The 18,725-nt window shown below is 39.7% G+C and carries 9 protein-coding genes; 6 read left to right on the top strand and 3 right to left on the bottom strand.

The genetic code is table 11. The features are described 5' to 3' along the window. Nucleotides 1-63 precede the first annotated feature (63 nt). The 5 genes from ACFEL9_RS01670 (at nt 64) to ACFEL9_RS01650 (ending at nt 9,072) form a co-directional block, all read left to right on the top strand. Nucleotides 64-1,626 carry a glycoside hydrolase family 43 protein gene (locus tag ACFEL9_RS01670; RefSeq protein WP_385885554.1) on the top strand — a complete coding sequence of 521 codons (1,563 nt, stop codon included), beginning with the start codon at nt 64-66 and terminating at the stop codon, nt 1,624-1,626. 18 nt (nt 1,627-1,644) lie between these two features. After that, nucleotides 1,645-4,284, top strand: coding sequence for a glycoside hydrolase family 31 protein (locus tag ACFEL9_RS01665; protein WP_385885552.1), 2,640 nt, complete (start codon nt 1,645-1,647; stop codon nt 4,282-4,284). 10 nt (nt 4,285-4,294) lie between these two features. Further along, nucleotides 4,295-6,229 carry a glycoside hydrolase family 97 protein gene (locus ACFEL9_RS01660; RefSeq protein WP_385885550.1) on the top strand — a complete coding sequence of 645 codons (1,935 nt, stop codon included), beginning with the start codon at nt 4,295-4,297 and terminating at the stop codon, nt 6,227-6,229. 76 nt (nt 6,230-6,305) lie between these two features. Beyond that, nucleotides 6,306-8,765, top strand: a complete 2,460-nt coding sequence (locus tag ACFEL9_RS01655; RefSeq protein ID WP_385885548.1) for a glycoside hydrolase family 95 protein — start codon at nt 6,306-6,308, stop codon at nt 8,763-8,765. A 145-nt stretch (nt 8,766-8,910) separates the two neighbouring features. Next, the gene (locus ACFEL9_RS01650) at nt 8,911-9,072 is read left to right on the top strand and encodes a helix-turn-helix domain-containing protein (RefSeq protein WP_385886600.1); all 162 of its coding nucleotides are present in this window, start codon (nt 8,911-8,913) and stop codon (nt 9,070-9,072) included. A 514-nt stretch (nt 9,073-9,586) separates the two neighbouring features. Here the strand turns inward: ACFEL9_RS01650 and ACFEL9_RS01645 are convergent. The 3 genes from ACFEL9_RS01645 to ACFEL9_RS01635 all read right to left on the bottom strand — a co-directional run bounded on the left by ACFEL9_RS01645 (nt 9,587) and on the right by ACFEL9_RS01635 (nt 14,740). Then, complete coding sequence (locus ACFEL9_RS01645) at nt 9,587-11,851, bottom strand: hypothetical protein (protein ID WP_385885546.1); 2,265 nt, start codon at nt 11,849-11,851, stop codon at nt 9,587-9,589. Nucleotides 11,852-11,853: 2 nt separating this feature from the next. Continuing rightward, entirely contained in the window at nt 11,854-13,038 is a 1,185-nt protein-coding gene (locus tag ACFEL9_RS01640; protein WP_385885544.1) for a phage tail-like protein, read from the bottom strand. A 295-nt stretch (nt 13,039-13,333) separates the two neighbouring features. Continuing rightward, nucleotides 13,334-14,740, bottom strand: a complete 1,407-nt coding sequence (locus tag ACFEL9_RS01635; RefSeq protein WP_385885543.1) for an FG-GAP repeat protein — start codon at nt 14,738-14,740, stop codon at nt 13,334-13,336. Nucleotides 14,741-15,065: 325 nt separating this feature from the next. Between ACFEL9_RS01635 and ACFEL9_RS01630 the strand changes: the two genes are divergently transcribed. Further along, a complete protein-coding gene (locus tag ACFEL9_RS01630) occupies nt 15,066-18,674 on the top strand; it encodes a histidine kinase (RefSeq protein WP_385885541.1) in 3,609 nt (1,202 codons plus the stop codon). Nucleotides 18,675-18,725: the final 51 nt, after the last annotated feature.

Below are 18,725 nucleotides of genomic sequence, written 5' to 3'. Positions count from 1 at the left end.
CATCTCAGATTTTTATCGCTCTTGTTTTGTTGGCAACTGGCTAGTTTATGCTTACATGCTCAAATGACTGGCAAGTGGGGCGACCAGGGAAATGGAACGTATGTTAACCCTGTTCTTCCGGGAGACTACAGCGATCTTGATGCCATACGTGTAGGTGATGATTATTACGCAATATCGTCTACAATGCAATTTTCGCCGGGCATGGTAGTGCTTCATTCCAAAGATCTTGTGAACTGGGAAATTATCAGTCATGTGGTTGATGATCTCACACGCATCAGTCCGCAATTGAATTGGGATCGTATGAATTGTTATGGTAAAGGTATTTGGGCTGGCTCCATAAGATATTATAAGAATAAGTTTTGGGTGTATTTCGGTACGCCGGATAATGGTTTTTTTATGAGTTCTGCTACCAATCCTGCCGGCCCCTGGGAACCTCTTCATCAATTATGGAAGGTAAGCGGATGGGATGATTGCTGTTCGTTTTGTGATGATGATGGCCAGCTCTATTTTATTGCTACCAATTTTGCTTTGGATCCGAAAACCAACAAGAAGTACAACATTCATTTATTTAAAATGGCACCTGATGGAAGAAGCCTGATCATGGAATCTGACTCCATCATACATCAATCGCAGGGAAGCGAAGCGAATAAGCTTTATAAGATCAATGGATTTTATTACCATTATTTCAGCGAAGTGAAACCAGAAGGTCGTGTGATTATGATGGAACGATCGAAAAACATTTACGGCCCCTGGGAAATCAGGCAATTAAATCATGTTAATCAGAAGCTGGATAGGGAACCTAACCAGGGCGGATTATTGCAGGCACCAACAGGCAAATGGTATTTCTTCACCCATCATGGTAGCGGAGATTGGGAAGGACGTCCTGCCAGTCTGTTACCTGTTCACTGGATTGATGAATGGCCGATCATTGGTAAACCAGAAGCTGATACAATCGGCCGCATGGTTTGGAGCGGAGCAAAACCAATAGCATACAAAAAGAAACTTTCTATTAAAAGCAGTGATAATTTCAAAACGAACAAACTAAACGTTCAATGGGAATGGAACTATCAGCCAAGGGCTGATAAATGGTCTTTAACAGAACGTAAAGGTTTTCTGAGGCTTTATGCTTTTCAACCCATTCAATCAAACAGACAAAAGAGTGTTATACTTCGTGCAGGAAATACCATCACACAACGCAGCATGCGTACTTCTTCCAATGTAGTAACTGTAAAAATGGATATCAGCCACATAGCTGATGGTCAATTCTGTGGATTGACACATTTTTCAACCACGAGTAATAGTTTGTTTGGAATCAAACAGGTAAATGGAATACGCAGGTTGGTTTATTCTGTAAATGAAAAAGATTCTTCGGAAATAAAGATTACTGGAAAATCTGTTTGGCTTCGCTCAACATGGGATGCCAATGGAGTCAGTTATTATGCTTTTAGTACTGATGGTAAGTCTTATCAATCTTTTGGAACCACATATCAATTAACATGGGGCAGCTACCGGGGAGACCGTATCGGGATTTTTAATTTCAATGCTGAAGGAGATAAGGGTTACGTGGATGTTGACTGGTTTCAGTATGACTATGAGGTGATTGGAAAAAATAACAATAAGAATTAAAGACAAATAAATAATTGTATGAAATTTAAACATCTTATCCTTTCAGTTCCTGTACGAAGCTTATTTTTTATTGTCGCTCTGATACCAGCACTTGCATTTGCACAGGTGTATAATAAGTACAGTTTGCAGAAAGATCATCTTTCGATACAACTTTCTGAAGGTGTTTTGAATATTACTCCTTTATCGGATAAAGCAATAAGAGTACAATGGAAAAAAGGGATCGGAGAAGAAAGAGAATTTGTTTTGGTCAATAAACTTCCTGTCCCGGCATTTCAGTTTTCTGAAACTTCTTCAAAACTGAAATTGAGTACAAAAGCAATCACAGTTTTATTCGACAAACAAACTGGCGCAATCAATTATAGTGATAATACAGGTAAAATATTTTTAAGAGAAAAACCTGCACGCAGAAGATTAATTGCAGATACAGTTGAAGGGCAAAATTGTTTTGTAGCAGAACAAAGCTTTGATTCACCTGCGGATGAATATTTATTTGGCTTAGGCCAATTCCAGGATGGTCATTATAATTTAAGAAACCTTGCACGAAAACTTACCCAGGTCAATTCGCAAATTTCAATTCCCTTTGTTTATTCAAGCAAAGGCTATGGAATTCTATGGCATCAATATGGCCTTACTTATTTTAATCCTGCGGACAATGAAATAAAGCTCTCGAAACAAAATAATTCTTCAGCAGAAAACAAGACAGAGGAAGTAACAACATCATCAGGTACTCAAAAAGTTTCGCAACAGCAATCATTGTATAAAGGAAAATTTTCTGTTCCTGCTGATGGCGAGTATTCAATAATGCTTGATTTGGGTGATATGGACAACAGGCATTTGGTTTTGGTTGATGGTAATGCTGTTATTGATCAATCCAACTTTTGGCTTCCACCTGCGGTAAGTAATGTCGTAAAATTAAAAGCAGGTGAACATAATGTTCAGGTGGTTTGTAAATCATCAAACACGCCAAAATTATCATGGAAGAAAACAGACAATACAACAACATTTCGTTCGCCCAATGCAAAAGACCTGGATTACGTTGTGTTCTATGGAAAGAATGCAGATGAAGTGATCAGTACATACAGAAATCTTTCGGGGAATGTGCCCATGCTTCCATTGTGGGCTTATGGTTTCTGGCAATGCCGCGAACGTTACACTTCGGGAAAACATTTGGTACAAACAATGGAGGAATTCCGGAAAAGAAAGTTGCCGGTGGATGTGATTGTGCAGGATTGGCAATACTGGGGACAGAATGGTTGGGGTGTTCCGAGATTTGATACCACCAATTATCCTAACCCTGAACAATTCATCAAACAACTGCATGATTTGAATGCACGTTTTTCTATTTCTGTTTGGGAAAATCTCGATAAAAAATCTGATGTTGCAAAACCCTATCTTGAAAAGAATCTTTACATACCCAACAGTCCATGGATCGATATTTTTAATCCTGAAACAAGAAACACACACTGGAATGCACTAAACACAAATCTTTTCAGCAAAGGTGTTGACTCATGGTGGATGGATGCAACAGAACCGGAGAATGATGCACTGGCAGGCAAACAAACATATTTTGGTTTGGGAAATTTTTATCGCCTCACTTATCCGCTTTTTGTAAGCAAAGCAATTTATGATGGTCAACGTGCAACAGATCCTCAAAAAAGAGTTGCAATTCTCACACGTTCTGCATTTGCAGGTCAGCAGCGTTACGGAACGATTAATTGGTCAGGCGATATTGGTGGGACATGGGATTCTTATAAAAGACAAATTGTTGCCGGACTGAACTACAATTTAACCGGCATGCCCTACTGGACAACAGATATCGGTGGTTTCTTCCGCCCCGGTAAATCTCAATACACCGATCCAAAATATCATGACCTTCTCACACGATGGTTTCAGTGGGGGACGTTCAATTCCATCTTTCGCATTCATGGTTATCAAACAGAAACAGAACCATGGAAATATGGCGATACGGTTGAAGCAGATATGCGGAGCATGCTGAATCTCCGTTATCGTTTGATGCCTTACATCTATTCCGAAGCATGGCAGGTTTCAAAAAACGGGTCGACTATTATGAGACCAATGGTGATGGATTTTAAAAATGATGCAACAGCTATTGTACAATCTTACGAATACATGTTTGGAAAGTCTTTTCTTGTTGCGCCCGTCACAGAAGCAGGCGTTAACGAATGGAATGTTTACTTGCCAAAATCAACAACATGGTATGACTTCTGGACAGGCAAGCGTTTCACCGGCGGACAAACCATAAAAACAGATGCGCCGCAAGACAAGATTCCGCTTTATGTGAAAGCAGGTTCTGTTATTCCTGTTGGCCCAAATGTTCAATATGCTACAGAAAAAAAATGGGACAATCTTGAAATAAGAGTTTATCCCGGAGCAAATGGAACATTTGTATTGTATGAAGATGAGAATGACAATTACAATTATGAAAAAGGAATTTATTCAACTATCAGCTTTAACTGGGATGATAAAAAGAAAACGTTAACTGTCGGCGACAGAAATGGTTCCTTTCCCGGAATGCTTACCGATAGAAAATTCAACATTGTTTTGGTTGATAAAAATAAAGGCGCAGGAGAAAACACGGTCAGCCAACCTGATAAGGTAATAACCTACACAGGAAAAAAAGTTACAGTAAAACTTTAAGAAATAAACAATGACAAAGCTTAGGATTCTTACTCTTCTATTTCCGGTTTTCATTAGCAGCCTGGCATTTGCACAAAAAGTACAGATTCAATCGCCTGATCAAAAAATTAATGCTGCTGTTTTTTGTCAGCAAAATACGGATGTGGGTGAATGGTACATCAGGGCATCTTACAACAGCAATGGGAAAATTACAGAAGCCATTCCACGTATTGCTTTAGGACTGTTGCGCAGCGACCAGGATTTTTCAAAGAGTTTAAAATTTTTGAAAGCAGGAAAGCCGGTTTTAATAAACGAAGAATACAGCGCCTTGTATGGTAAAAAATCGGTTTGCAAAAATTCTGCAAATGAAGTAGTAATCTCCTTTGAAAATCCGTCTAAAGCAAAATTCAATATCATCATCAGGGCTTATAATGATGGTATTGCTTTTCGATATGAGTTTCCTGAAAAGCAGGGAAGTTTTGTTGTAAAAGATGAACTGACATCTTATTCCATTCCATCAGAAACCACAAGGTGGATGGAGAAGTGGAATACTGCAAATGAAGGTCTTTATACGACCATGAGTAATGATAAAGTGCTCCCTGGTGAATGGGGTTATCCTGCACTTTTCAATACCAGTAATAAGGATTGTTGGTTTTTATTGCACGAATCTGATGTAAACAGAAATTACTGTGGTACCAAATTGAATAATGCAACCGATTCATCTAAATACAAACTCACCTTTCCAAACCCAAAAGATGGAAGAGGCCTTGGGGAATCAACCCCAACCATAACACTTCCCTGGAAATCACCGTGGCGTGTGGTTATTATGGGAGCACTTGCAGATATTGTTGAATCAACTTTGGTTAATGATATATCTTCTCCATCCCTAATAAAAAATAAAGATTGGATCAAACCGGGAATTGCCTCATGGAATTACTGGTCGAGTAATCACGGAACAAAAGATTATAAAACTGTTTGTGAGTTTGCTGATCTCGCTGCTGAAATGAATTGGCCTTACACATTGCTCGATTGGGAATGGGATGTAATGAGCAACGGTGGTAATTTGGAAGATGCAGTAAAGTACATTAAGTCAAAAGGCATAAAGCCATTGATCTGGTACAACTCCGGCGGACCTCATACAGGTGTTATGGCAACACCCCGTGATCGCATGCTCACGCATGAAAACCGTGTAGAAGAATTTACCAAGCTGAAAAAAATGGGATTTGCCGGCGTGAAGGTGGACTTCTTCGAAAGCGAGAAGCAGGATATGATCAAATATTATTTGGACATTTTAGAAGATGCCGCTCAATTTGAAATGATGGTTTACTTCCATGGTTGCATTGTACCGAGAGGTTGGGAGAGAACCTATCCAAACCTGATGACGCACGAAGCAGTACGTGGTGCCGAGTGGTACAACAACACAGCTGATTTTACAATGCCTGCACCTGAACATAATGCAACGCTTCCATTTACACGTAACGTTGTAGGACCAATGGATTATACACCCGTTACATTTACCAATTCACAATATCCGCATATTACTTCGTATGGACATGAGCTGGCATTGAGTGTGTTGTTTGAATCCGGCATGCAACACATGGCTGACAGACCTGAAGGTTATTATGCATTACCTGATGCTGCCAGAACATTTTTGAAGAATGTGCCCAATGCATGGGATGATACCAAATTACTGGATGGTTATCCCGGCAAAGATGTGATCATTGCACGCCGCAAAGGAAATGATTGGTATATTGGCGGTGTCAACGCAGAACAAAGAGAAAAAACAAAAACAGTAAAATTTGATTTTTTACCTGACGGAGTAAAATATAAACTCACTTTGATAGCAGATGGCAAACACGATAAAGATTTTGCAATGCAATATTTAGTTGTTGATAAAACAAGTTCGGTGAATGTTAAGTTGCTTCGCCGGGGCGGGTTTGCTGCATCATTAATTCCTGTACAGTAAATCCATTAAAAACCTTTTTTTGAATCGTAGCAAAAAAATTGAAAACAGATTTTTATTAAATAATCAATTGCAATTCATGAAAAAAATATTCTTTGCTCTTTTGTTATTTGTAGTGACCGATGGTTTCTCACAAAGCAGAACAGATTTAAGACTCTGGTATACCAAGCCATCCGGCAATACCTGGGAAAATGCATTGCCCATTGGAAACGGAAGAATGGGAGCTATGATTTATGGGAATGTTGAAACTGAAATGATACAACTAAATGAACATACAGTTTGGAGCGGCAGCCCCAACCGCAATGATAATCCTTTAGCATTGGATTCGTTAGCTCTCATCAGGCAACTCATATATGATGGCAAGAGGAAAGAAGCAGAAAGAGTTGTTAACAAGTCAATCATCACTAAAAAATCTCATGGGCAAAAATTTGAACCGGTAGGTAGCTTGCAATTGGCTTTTGACGGGCATAAAAATTATTCAAACTATTATAGAGAACTCGATATTGAAAGAGCCGTCACCAAAACTTCATATACCGTTAATGGTGTAACCTATACCCGTGAAGCCTTGGCCTCTTTTCCTGATCGGGTTGTTGTAATAAGATTAACTGCAAACAAAACCCGAAGTATTTCTTTCACAGCATTTTTTACAACACCACAAAAAAGAGCAACGATAAAAACAACGCCATCGAAAGAACTAACCATTTTCGGAACAACTTCTGACCACGAGACGGTGAAAGGCATGGTGAATTACAAAGGCATTGTTCGTATGAAACTGGAAGGCGGAAGTTTAAATGCAAATGATACTTCGCTTATTATCAAAGATGCCAATGCTGTTACTGTTTATATTTCTATTGCTACCAACTTCAATAACTATCACGACATCAGTGGTGATGAAAATAAAAGAGCAGCAGATTATTTAAACAAGGCATATCCAAAATCCTTCGCAACCATTTTGCCTGCACATATTGCTGCTTATCAAAAATATTTTAATCGTGTTAAATTAAATTTAGGCACCACTGATGCAGCCAAACTTTCAACAGATGAGCGGTTGAAAAATTTTAGTTCGACCAATGATCCTTCTTTTGCAACACTTTACTACCAGTATGGCCGTTACTTATTAATTTCTTCATCACAACCAGGCGGTCAGGCTGCCAATCTGCAGGGAATATGGAATGATAGAATCAATGCGCCATGGGATAGCAAATACACCATCAACATCAACGCAGAAATGAATTACTGGCCAGCAGAAAAAACAAATCTTGCGGAGTTGCACGAACCGTTTTTGCAAATGGTAAAAGATATGTCTGTTACAGGGCAACAAACAGCAAAGGATATGTATGGAGCCAGGGGTTGGGTAGCGCATCACAATACCGATATCTGGCGAATCACCGGTGCCATTGATGGTGCTAACTGGGGTTTATGGAATGCATCAAACGGGTGGACCAGCCAACATCTTTGGGAGCATTATTTATATAGCGGCGATAAAAATTTTCTTACTTCCATATATCCTGTACTAAAAGGCGCATCCACTTTTTATGTTGATTATTTGGTAGAACATCCAAAGTATCATTGGCTGGTAGTTAATCCCGATGAATCACCGGAAAATACACCGGCAGCACACCAGGGTTCTGCACTTGATGCAGGTGTTACCATGACCAATCAAATTGTTTTTGAATTATTCAGCACCACAATAAAGGCCGCAGAAATTTTGAAACAGGATGCTGCATTTGCTGATACATTAAAACTAATGCGTAAACGTCTTCCTCCGATGCATATCGGTCAATATGGCCAATTGCAGGAATGGCTTGATGATGTGGATGATCCGAATGATCATCACCGGCATATTTCTCATCTCTATGGATTGTTTCCTTCCAATCAAATATCTCCCTATAGAACACCAGCATTGCATAGTGCTGCAAAAAATACACTTATTCAAAGAGGCGATGTGTCAACGGGCTGGAGTATGGGATGGAAAGTGAACTGGTGGGCAAGAATGCTGGATGGCAATCATGCTTATAAGCTGATTCAAAATCAATTGACACCCGTAGGCACCAATCCTGGAGGCGGAGGTACTTACAATAATCTTTTCGATGCTCATCCTCCTTTTCAGATTGATGGCAATTTTGGTTGCACTTCAGGTATTACAGAAATGTTGATGCAGAGTGCTGATGAAGCCATTCATTTACTTCCGGCGCTTCCTGATGTTTGGCAAACAGGAACTGTTAGCGGACTTCGTGCAAGAGGTGGTTTCGAAATTGTAAGCTTGCAATGGAAAAATGGAAAGCTTGTGAAACTGGTTATTAAAGCCACTTTAGGAGGTAATCTTCGCTTCCGTGCTCCTAATGAAATGAAATCAGGTACAGGTGCTTTATTAAAACAAGCAACCGGGAAAAATGTGAACCTCTTTTACCAGGTTGAAGAAATACCGGCGCCAATTGTTTCAGAAAAAGCAACAGTTACATCGCCGGAATTAAAGCCAACATTTCTCTACGATTTCCCAACACAGGCAGGCAAGACATATACGTTTGTTGCACAGTAAAGAGAAAAAATGATCATGATAAACTTCTGATCGATAGTTCATCTTTTTGAAGTGTCTGCAGCAATAAGTTATTTTAGAATAATGCACAACGGAGTTGTGCATTATTCTTTGCTTACCGTTCCCGGTCATCGTTTAAAAGAGCAGAATAAGAATAAAGAGAGCTGCGAAACTTTTAGAAAAAAGGATGACCATTGCTGAAATTGCTTACGAAGCAGGATTAAATAATCCGAAGAACTTCACGAAATACTTCAAAGAAGAATTTAAAGTATTGCCTTCGCCGTATTCCCTTTTTACTGGTTTTCGATAAGAGTGTATTCGTGGAATGACCTGTCAGAATTTCATAGAGCTTGTGTTTACATACCAACAGCCTGACCAAATCATCTTTAGGAACAATAAAGGATTGTGCAAGCAATCTTTAAGAGTCAATAATGTTCAAAAAAGGTACCCTTTTGATAAGACCTGGTCAAAAGCAGCATTACTGAACATTTCATACCCCTATAATATCTATTTGATGCCCTTCCTTCAGGTTGCAAGTGTATAGTTTTACTGCACTGTTTCAAGCGAAAGGTTATTGTTTATGAGAATACAATTGCTGTTGCCATCCGTCCCGGTTTTTTCTGTTCAATGTCGTTCTGGCAGCCTCCTCTTTTCTACTATAAAAATGGGAGAGGCGCCCGACAATATCCCAAAAAATCTGACTTCATTATTTGTGATCAAGCCCCCGATAAAAAATTGTTGCCTGGAGGTAGCGCAAAAAGGACAGGCAAAAATAAAAATTGGCTGTTCCATTAAGAACAGCCAATTTGAATGAAGAAAAACGATTAGTGTGACTGTAATAATTTACCAGTTACCTGCTTGCCTCCAATTGTGAAAATATAGATCAGATTTTCCTGTACTCTTGTCGCAGATCTGTATTCCACTTGTTTACTTTGATTGGCTACAATAAATCCACTATAAACAGTTGCAACTTTTTGGCCCATCATGTTCACAATATCTAACCTTGCCTGGCCCGATACGTCAGATTGAATTGTGAATCGTACCACATCAACAAAAGGATTAGGATAAGCTGCCACTTTAAGCTGCGTAAAGCTTTCTGGTAAAGAGCTTGTCGCCTCTCTTGCGGCCGAAGGCTGATTATTAGAATTATTCAATGGGCACCCCAGGTTATTTGCACGCTCAAATTCATTCTTCAATGTATCCACATTTATGAATGTTTTGTTGCCTATCACTGCATTTCCAAAGTTGAACATACTCACTACTGCAGCTTTTATTTCTTCCGGCGTATAAGGATAGTCTACAGCATTATGACAAGCATTAAGTAAAGCACCTGTAGCGTGTCTTGCCAATGCACTGTATCCACCGCCATTTTGGTTCAACGCATCAAGCATTGTTGTTTTTTGTGGCAAACCCCGGTAGTTTGTTATTACCGTAAACACATCAAAAAACTTGCTCTTAGTTGTATAGCCACAGCCCCAGGCTTTCGGATGGTTTTTCCAATATCCCGGTGTGCATCCTTCTCCTGTTTCAACCGGTACATCGCAAGCAGGCACAGTGAACGTGGCACTACATGTAGTCTCATCTCCACAAGAACTGGTTGCTTTCCAGGTAACAGTTGCTGTTTGTCCACATACCGGATAGGCTGTACTGTTATTGGTAATCTTCAGTCCACATACGCTGGATGCTGTGACAGATGCAAGCCAGCTATCGTAAGCTGTATTTATTTGTTGCTGTGTTAATCCGGCATTCAGAGTTACGTTATCCGGGCAATCAATAACTATATTCCCAGCTGCAGCAACTGTAAATGTGGCACTGCATGTTTTGCTTGAACATGTACCTGTCACTTTCCATTCCACAGTTATAGATCCGCCACAGGCAGAAGGTGCAATTGGATTTGCAGGAGTAGTGGTTATAGTGCCACCGCTGCTGGTTACCAATGCAAGCCAATTGGCAAATGCAATATTTACCTCTGTTTGTGTTTGACATGCATTTACAGTGGTGTTTGACGGACAGCTAAGTTGTATATTTTCTGTAGAAGGAACAGTAAAGCTGGCGGTGCATGAAGCTCCATTTCCACAAGTATTGGTTGCTGTAAATGTTACGCTTACCGTACCTCCGCAAGCCGGAGGTGCGCCGGTGTTGTTGTTAGTGATACTAACATTACAACCACCCGTTGCCGTTACATCATCTAACCAATCTGCAAAAGCGGTGTTTATTTGTTGCTGTGTTAATCCTGTGCTTACAGTAACATCACCGGGACATACAATTTGTACATCGCCTGTAGATTGATCTGGCAATGGAAATAAACTATACTTATGTAATTGTGCAAGCCCGAAAACTTCCTTATAGTTTAATTGTGTGCTGGTGCCATTGACTGTTGATTGTTTCCAATCATCTGCACCAACTTTCTCAAACAAATCAAGGCTGCTTTCAGTAAGATTATTCAGTTCGGCATCAAAATAAGTATAACGTAACTGTGCATTGAGGTTGCTGTTAACAGCAGGCAGAATATTAAAATAGCGGTTGATGCTTTGTTGTTGATTTAAGTTTGTTTGAATGGCATGCCCCCGGCGCACTGTTGTCATTCCAAGGTTAACGGTACTGGAAAGAATAACTCCCAGGTTCCCGGGATTGCTGTTGTTTGGGGCATTTAAATTTTGTGTGATGAAAATTTCTCCTGTGCCCGCTGTAAATATTCTGCTGTTTTCATTTTCGTTTTGCAGCAGCCCACCAGGATAGTTTAATTCGAATTGCTGATTACCAAGGTCAATCAGCCCGCTGTTAAATGTAACTGCACCGGATGCGGAAATGTTTTTTTGAAGTATGAGTTTGCTGCCAGCTTGTTTAGATAGTTGAATGTTGTGAAAATTGGTACTGCCATTACCAGAAATGCTGTTGTCGTTGCTCCCGGTAAAAACAATTGTTCCACCGCTTCCGGATAATGAACCATCATTTTGAATACTGGTATTGTAAACAGTAATAGCAGCATTGTTATTTGTTAGAAAAGTACCAGGAGTAATTTTTAACTGCTGGGAGATTGCTATCAAACAACAAATACATGCAGACAGTGTAAATAAAAGTTGTTTCATATTTATTGTTTTATAACGAGTACATTAAATTGATGTCCTGTATAGAATAGACTTTCGGTGGGGACCCCTACGGGGACAGAAATGCATTCGTCGCTACAATTTTTAAGGTTGTAATCAAATCTGAGTGCTATAATATGACCTCCTGTGATTATCGTCCATTTTTGAAGGCCAGCGTCCCACTTTGCTTCATAAGGCATCAATAATCCACTTGTTTGTGTTATGAAAAGAAGCGCATTTGGATCGCCGTTACAGGAAGGATGATCAATCACTATTTTTTTTGTATCTGGCCCTGTGAGAGTAACCGTAAAGGCCGGCGCATTAACACCTGATACTCTGATATTGCCTTTTATTTCTATCGCTGCATTTTCGCCGGCGCCCTGGCTAAATGTACCCTTTCCATTTACATCCAGTTTAGAGGCAGGTGCCGTCGTATTAATCCCTACATTCCCATTGGCAAGTATGGACATTTTTTCAATAAGTGCATCTCCCGAAGCCGTCACTCCGCTAAAAAAAGACATCCTCGCATTAAGGCTGCCAATGCCGGTGCTTCCGATTCCGCCGGTGTAAAAAGCGCCGGTTTTAAAATACGCTCTTGTGTTAATGCCTGGGTTTAATGCAGTGGTATTTTCCAACTGGAAAAGGTTGGAATTGTTGTTAACAGCATGAATTTTAGCTACCGGCATTGCTGTTCCAATACCTACATCACCTGTACCAGTTACAAGTGCAGGTCCAAGATCAGACTTAAAGTATCCACCAATTCCTGTAAAAGAACTGCCATGAACACCGTAGCCACTTGTGCTGCTGTATCCTTTTATAGCACCATTAACACCATTCACCGAAGTGTTAGTAAGATTTAAAACATAACCACCATCTACATTGTGAGAAGCGGTAAGAGGCAAACTAAAACCTCCGTTGTTATTGTTTGCTGCTACCACTACCCACGCAGCGCTTTTTCTTAAATAGATAGAACCATCGGTGCTGTTATAAACGATCATTCCATCGGGTGCAGCCATGGCGTTCATTTGAACATCGGTAATGCGGGGCAGTAATAATCCCTTTCCTGCACTTCCATCTAATTCAAGTATGGCATGTTGATCGGGGTTTCCTACTGCTCCTATTTTTACACCTTGAGCATACATCACATTTTTTGTAATGATAATAATCAGAATAAAGAGAATCTTTTTCATGTGTGTTGATTTAATAAGACAAATTTTATAAAGCAGAATACAGGAAGAAGAAAGAAAACAACCAGTGGCAACTTCGAATTAACGAAAGGATATTTAGCTTAGTCAATTATCTGTTTAAACAATTACAAATTCAAAATGCATACAGGCAAACAAATAGCTATAAAGAATTTTTTATTTGCTTTTGTATGATACGCCTGCTGATGTTTAAGCAAACTTGTACTCATGTGTATTAATAACGAAGAACTAATGCTGCGTTTAATAAATACACTTGCTGAAATATGGGAGATACAATTCATTAATTCACTACACCAAAGAAAACAGCTCCATACTGGGCGAACCCGGAGGCGCCAATAATATATTGTCCATTGTGTGCGGCCATAACCCTTCCAAATTGGCGGCCAATATCTTTGTTTTCGTCGTAGAGGTATTTTGTAATGGAATTCATGTTATAAATCATCACCCGCCCACTTTCATTGTTGTAACCGGGATAGCTAAAAAACGAATAGTCGCCATCAATGGCAACAGCTTTGCCAGCTTGTTCGCCTGCCGTAAAAGAATTTAAATTAAAGTCAGAACTCCACTGGCCGCCTGTTCTTTTAAATCCAAAGGCCCTGCCGGCTCCGGGAGCACCTGATTCATTATAGGAAGGAGCACCAACTAACATACGATCACCTTCTATATCGACGGAATATCCAAATTGCATTTCTGCCTGTTTGATGTCTGGCCCCAGCTTTTGACCAAATACCCAGTTAGTTCCGGTAAAGTCTGTATTGTTATACGTATAAACAGCACCAGTATAAGCTACAAAACTGGCCGTGGTATTATAAGCTCCTATAGCGACAGTTGCGCCCGAAATATCTACTGCAGATCCAAACAGACCAGTGTTTGTAGCATCGGCGGGATTAAGCACTTTCTTTTCAACCCAGTTGTTGTTTTCGAACCTGAAAACATAGGCACTGCCTGCATCTGTTTTTCCGGTATGGTCCGTGAAAGGTGCACCGGCAATAATCATTTGTCCATCAATTGCAACAGATGTTCCAAACAGGTCATAGGCCTGTCCGTTAGAAGCCTGGAGGCCTGCAAGCTGAGACCATACATTCCCAGTTCTTTTAAATACATACACTCTTCCCCTTCCATAAATACCCGATATAGCTTTTTCCGGTGCGCCAATCACCACTAAGTCATCATAGATAGAAACAGAAGTGCCAAACTTATCACCGGCAGCTGCGTTAGAAGCCTTCAGCTTTGCCATTTGTTTCCATGTGCCGCTTTCTTTTGCATAAATGTAGGCCGCTCCGCATATTTCATTTCCAACAGTGTCTCCCGGTGCACCAACTACTGCATAATTACCATAAATATCCACCGATGAACCAAAGTAAGATGCATAAGCCAGGCCATCAGGTTGTCTTGATATCGGCGGCAGACTGCCATCAATTGTGAACATCATAGGTTTCCAGTTAACACCATCAAACAAATAAATGGTTTGCCTGTCTGTATCGTACACCAGCAGGCCCATTTCAGGGTTACTAATAGCTTTACGCTGCACCGATGTCATGCGGGGAATCAGCATTCCTTTTGTTGTTGAACTTACATCGAGCATAGAAGTAGTGGCAGGATTATTACCATTGTTATTGATTGCTACCTGGGATGAACAATAAAGAACGGTGAAACAAAAAATCGTTAAGTGTAAAAGCTTTTTCATTTTATTAATTTTGATGTAAGATGTACGACATGCCTTTTGAAGAAAGAAAAAGATTAGCGATTGGAAGGTTTGGATAAACAAACGGCGTAAACGTTCCGTTTTCGATTTTTTCTTGGAGGGGTTCCAGCAAATTCAGCCAACGAAAGGCTGGTATGAAAAAAATGAATTGATTTGAAGGCCTGAAATCATAGTAACATCTTACAGTTCGTTCAGGTTGATAAAGTTTCTTTCACAACCATTGCCGTTCGTTGTTTCAAATCTTCCGTTTGCTGTTTGTATAAACAATTTCTAATTTAACACCCTATCTTTCTTTCTTATTTAAAACATGCTGATTCGTTGTTGCATCTGGTTTCTTCTGCTATTACCGGCTATTGTTCATAGCCAGTCGCAACACCATTTTTTTACACTTGGAATAGAACAAGGCCTTTCCAGCCCGATAGTATGGAGCATTGGCCAGGACAAATACGGTTTTATCTGGATCGCCACCGCTAATGGCCTTAACCGCTACGACGGACATTCAGTGAAACAATATTTCAATGATCCCAAGGATTCTACTTCATTGCCGGGAAATATTGTGTACTGGATCTACACAGATAAGGATGGTGATATGTGGTTTGCCTGCGGAATAAAAGGCGTTGTAAAATACAATTACACAAAAGATTGCTTCGAAAAATTGCCCCAATACCAATCCGTTAAAAAGAGCAAATACGGTTCGCCGGTTTGGAGAGTCGGCGGCGACCAAATGGGAAGGATTTACCTGGCTTGTGGTGGCGCCTGTTACCGTTTTTCAAAACAAACAAACAAAATTGAAGACCTCACAACTCTGTTTAAAGGAGAGATCGATGATTATGGTGTAGCCATGTTCGTTCCCCAGGGAAAAAATATCCTGTGGGTGCTTACTGATATTGGTTTATTCTGCTATGATCTTTTGAAAAATAACATTCAGCATGTGCCATTTGACAAGAAAAAGCTTGGCTATGGCAAGGCAGGTATGCATGATGGTAAGTTTATTAATAATGAAGAAATGCTCATTACCATGGAAAGATCCGGCTTTGTTTTTTTTAATACCAAAACATGGAAATTTCGTCCTGCACCATCTTTTTTAAACCCTTCCACTTCTAAAACCTTTACCGAAAGCGGCTGCGTAGTAAGAGACAAAAAAGGAAGGATCTGGATTTCCAATTCCACCTTCGGACTTCTTCAATATTTTCCTTCAACCAACGAAATATATTCATTAAAAAACGATCCCTCTTATCCATATCCCTACCCGGAGCAGGAAGGCAAGGGCATGAGTGCATTTGAAGATAAGGACGGCAATATCTGGTATGGGTCGTCTTTGCGGGGTGTGGTGTGGTTTCAGCCTGACCTTGATTTTATCAGGCTATATCATCGGGATTATTCCAAAACAAATTCATTGGGAGGTAACGGAGTTTTCTCCTTCCTGCCGGTTTCGGCTAATGAACTATTGGTGGGCACCAATAAAGGCTTAAGCAAATTCAATACACAAACCAATCAATTTAATAACCTGTTTTCACAAAACAATTCATCAGGAAATTTTCCTTCGGTACTTATAAAACAAATGAGTAATAACGGCAATTTTGTTTATATCGCTTCCAGAGCCGGCTTATGCGTCTACAACAAAAAGAATGGCCGCCTTTCAAAATTTGAAACCAGCGACGCTAACGTTTTTTTTGATGAAGCAATAAGCTATGTTCATGTAATTAATAAGGACGAACTTATTCTTATTAACGGCGATGCGGCACGTGTCGATTTAAAAACTAAAAAATGCTGGTACAGGCAAAACACACAAACCGTAGATACTCTTTTCCAATTCACAGGCATTGATGCAACAGCTTATGATCCGGAAAGAAAAAAACTTTGGTTAGAGATAAATAATGGCGGGTTGTACGAGTACGATGTTGTTTCGAAGAATGCGGTGCGTCACAGCTATACAAACGATACGGCGATAAAATCCATTTCTACGATACACATTGACTCATCATGCCTGTTGCTGATTGGTACATTGAAAGGATTAATTGAATACAACTCATTAAACAAACGCAGCCGTACAATTACACTTCCTTCAAACTACCAACACATCACCAACATTTCAACAGAAGGAAGGGAGATTCTCTGGCTAACCACACCCAAGGAAATTATCCGGCTAAACCGTTCAACCGGCCAATTCAATGTGTTTGATCTGCATGTGCTTTTGCCGTATGCAGGTTTTATTCAGAACTCTTTGTGGAAAGACGCACAAAACAATCTCTGGTTAGGAACCGATAAAGGTTTCTGTATTGTTGACACTAAAAAATTTAAAACCGATAAGAAAACATCGCCGCCGCACCTCGTTAGTTTCTCTGTTTTTGATAAGCGTAAAACATTTGACCGGCCCTGCTTCGATCTTACAGAAATTAAACTTGAGCATAACGAAAACTTTTTCTCTTTTGATTTTACTTCTCTTGATTTTCATCAGACTGCTAAATACTCTTATCAATTAAAAGATTTTGATAAAGACTGGAGATCAGCTTCTAAAAATAGTGCAACATATACCAACGTACCCCCGGGAAATTACACTCTTCATCTGCGAATGCAGGACCATACAGGCAAGTGGATAGAAAGTAATCCTATTGCTGTTTACATAGAGCCTTCCTTTTGGCAAACATGGTGGTTTTTATCTGCAGTTGCTGTTCTTTTTGCATTTTTATTTTATGCAGCTTATCGCTTTGTTCAAAAAAGAAAAAGAAATAAACGGATTGACAGCACTATTGATTACTTCGCCAATTCTTTGTATGGTGAAAATTCCATAACAGAGATCTGCTGGGACATAGCCCGCAATTGTATTTCGCAACTCAAACTTGAAGACTGTGTTGTTTACCTGCTTGATGAAAAAAGAAATGTGCTGGTTCAAAAAGCTGCATACGGACTGAAGAACCCGAAAGAACACGAGATCATTAATCCAATTGAAATTAAAAACGGTGAAGGCATTGTAGGAGCTGCAGCATTGACAAAAAAACCTGTTATGATAAAAGATACTACAAAGGATGACCGTTATATACCTGATGATAAATATCGCTTATCCGAACTGGCTGTTCCTGTTATTCACGAAGGAAAAACAATTGGAGTGATTGATTCAGAACATTCCCGAAAAAAATTTTTCACAGAAGATCATGTAAAAGCATTATCAACTATTGCGGCTATCAGTGCCAACAAAATTGCTGAAGCAAAAGCACAGGAGACAGCTAAAGAAAGTGAAATACAATTGCTGGAAATACAAAAACTTTTAGCTGAAACACAGTTGATGGCATTGAGGGCACAGATGAATCCGCATTTTGTTTTTAACTGCCTTAACAGTATACAGGAATGCATCGTTACCGAAAAGTATGGCGAAGCCAGTTTGTACCTGAACAAGTTTTCGAAGCTGTTTCGTCTGGTGTTAAATAACTCCAGCAAGGTCATGATCACCCTTACTGAAGAAATTGAAGTGCTGGAGCTTTACCTTACACTTGAACATATGCGGTTTGAAAAATCTTTTCAATATAATATACATGTAGCCGAAGACCTGGAAACGGATGAGATACTAATTCCTTCTATGCTGTTACAACCCTTTGTTGAAAATGCATTATGGCATGGACTGATGCATAAACCAACCGACAGGATACTAAATATTTGTTTTAAAAAGTTGAGTGATGATGTGTTTCAATGTATAGTAGATGATAATGGCATCGGGCGAAGAAAAGCGCTGGAATTAAAAGAAGAGCAAAGCAAAACAAAGAGGCATGTATCCAAAGGCATGAGTATTTGTAAAGACCGCATTGAACTCCTGCAAAAACAGGGACATCATGCTGTCCTGCAAATAATTGACAAATACGATGATGCCGGTGAAGCAACAGGAACAAAAGTAATCATTGAACTTTCGTCCTATTTGAAATAACCTGATGCAGCAGAGAAGATAATTTATACCGTTAATTGAATGAGACCAGCC

The sequence above is a fragment of the Terrimonas alba genome (assembly GCF_042434975.1).
Classification (GTDB): domain Bacteria; phylum Bacteroidota; class Bacteroidia; order Chitinophagales; family Chitinophagaceae; genus Terrimonas_B; species Terrimonas_B alba.
Note: the sequence above shows the minus strand (reverse complement) of the source record. Positions and strands in the feature narration are given on the sequence as shown.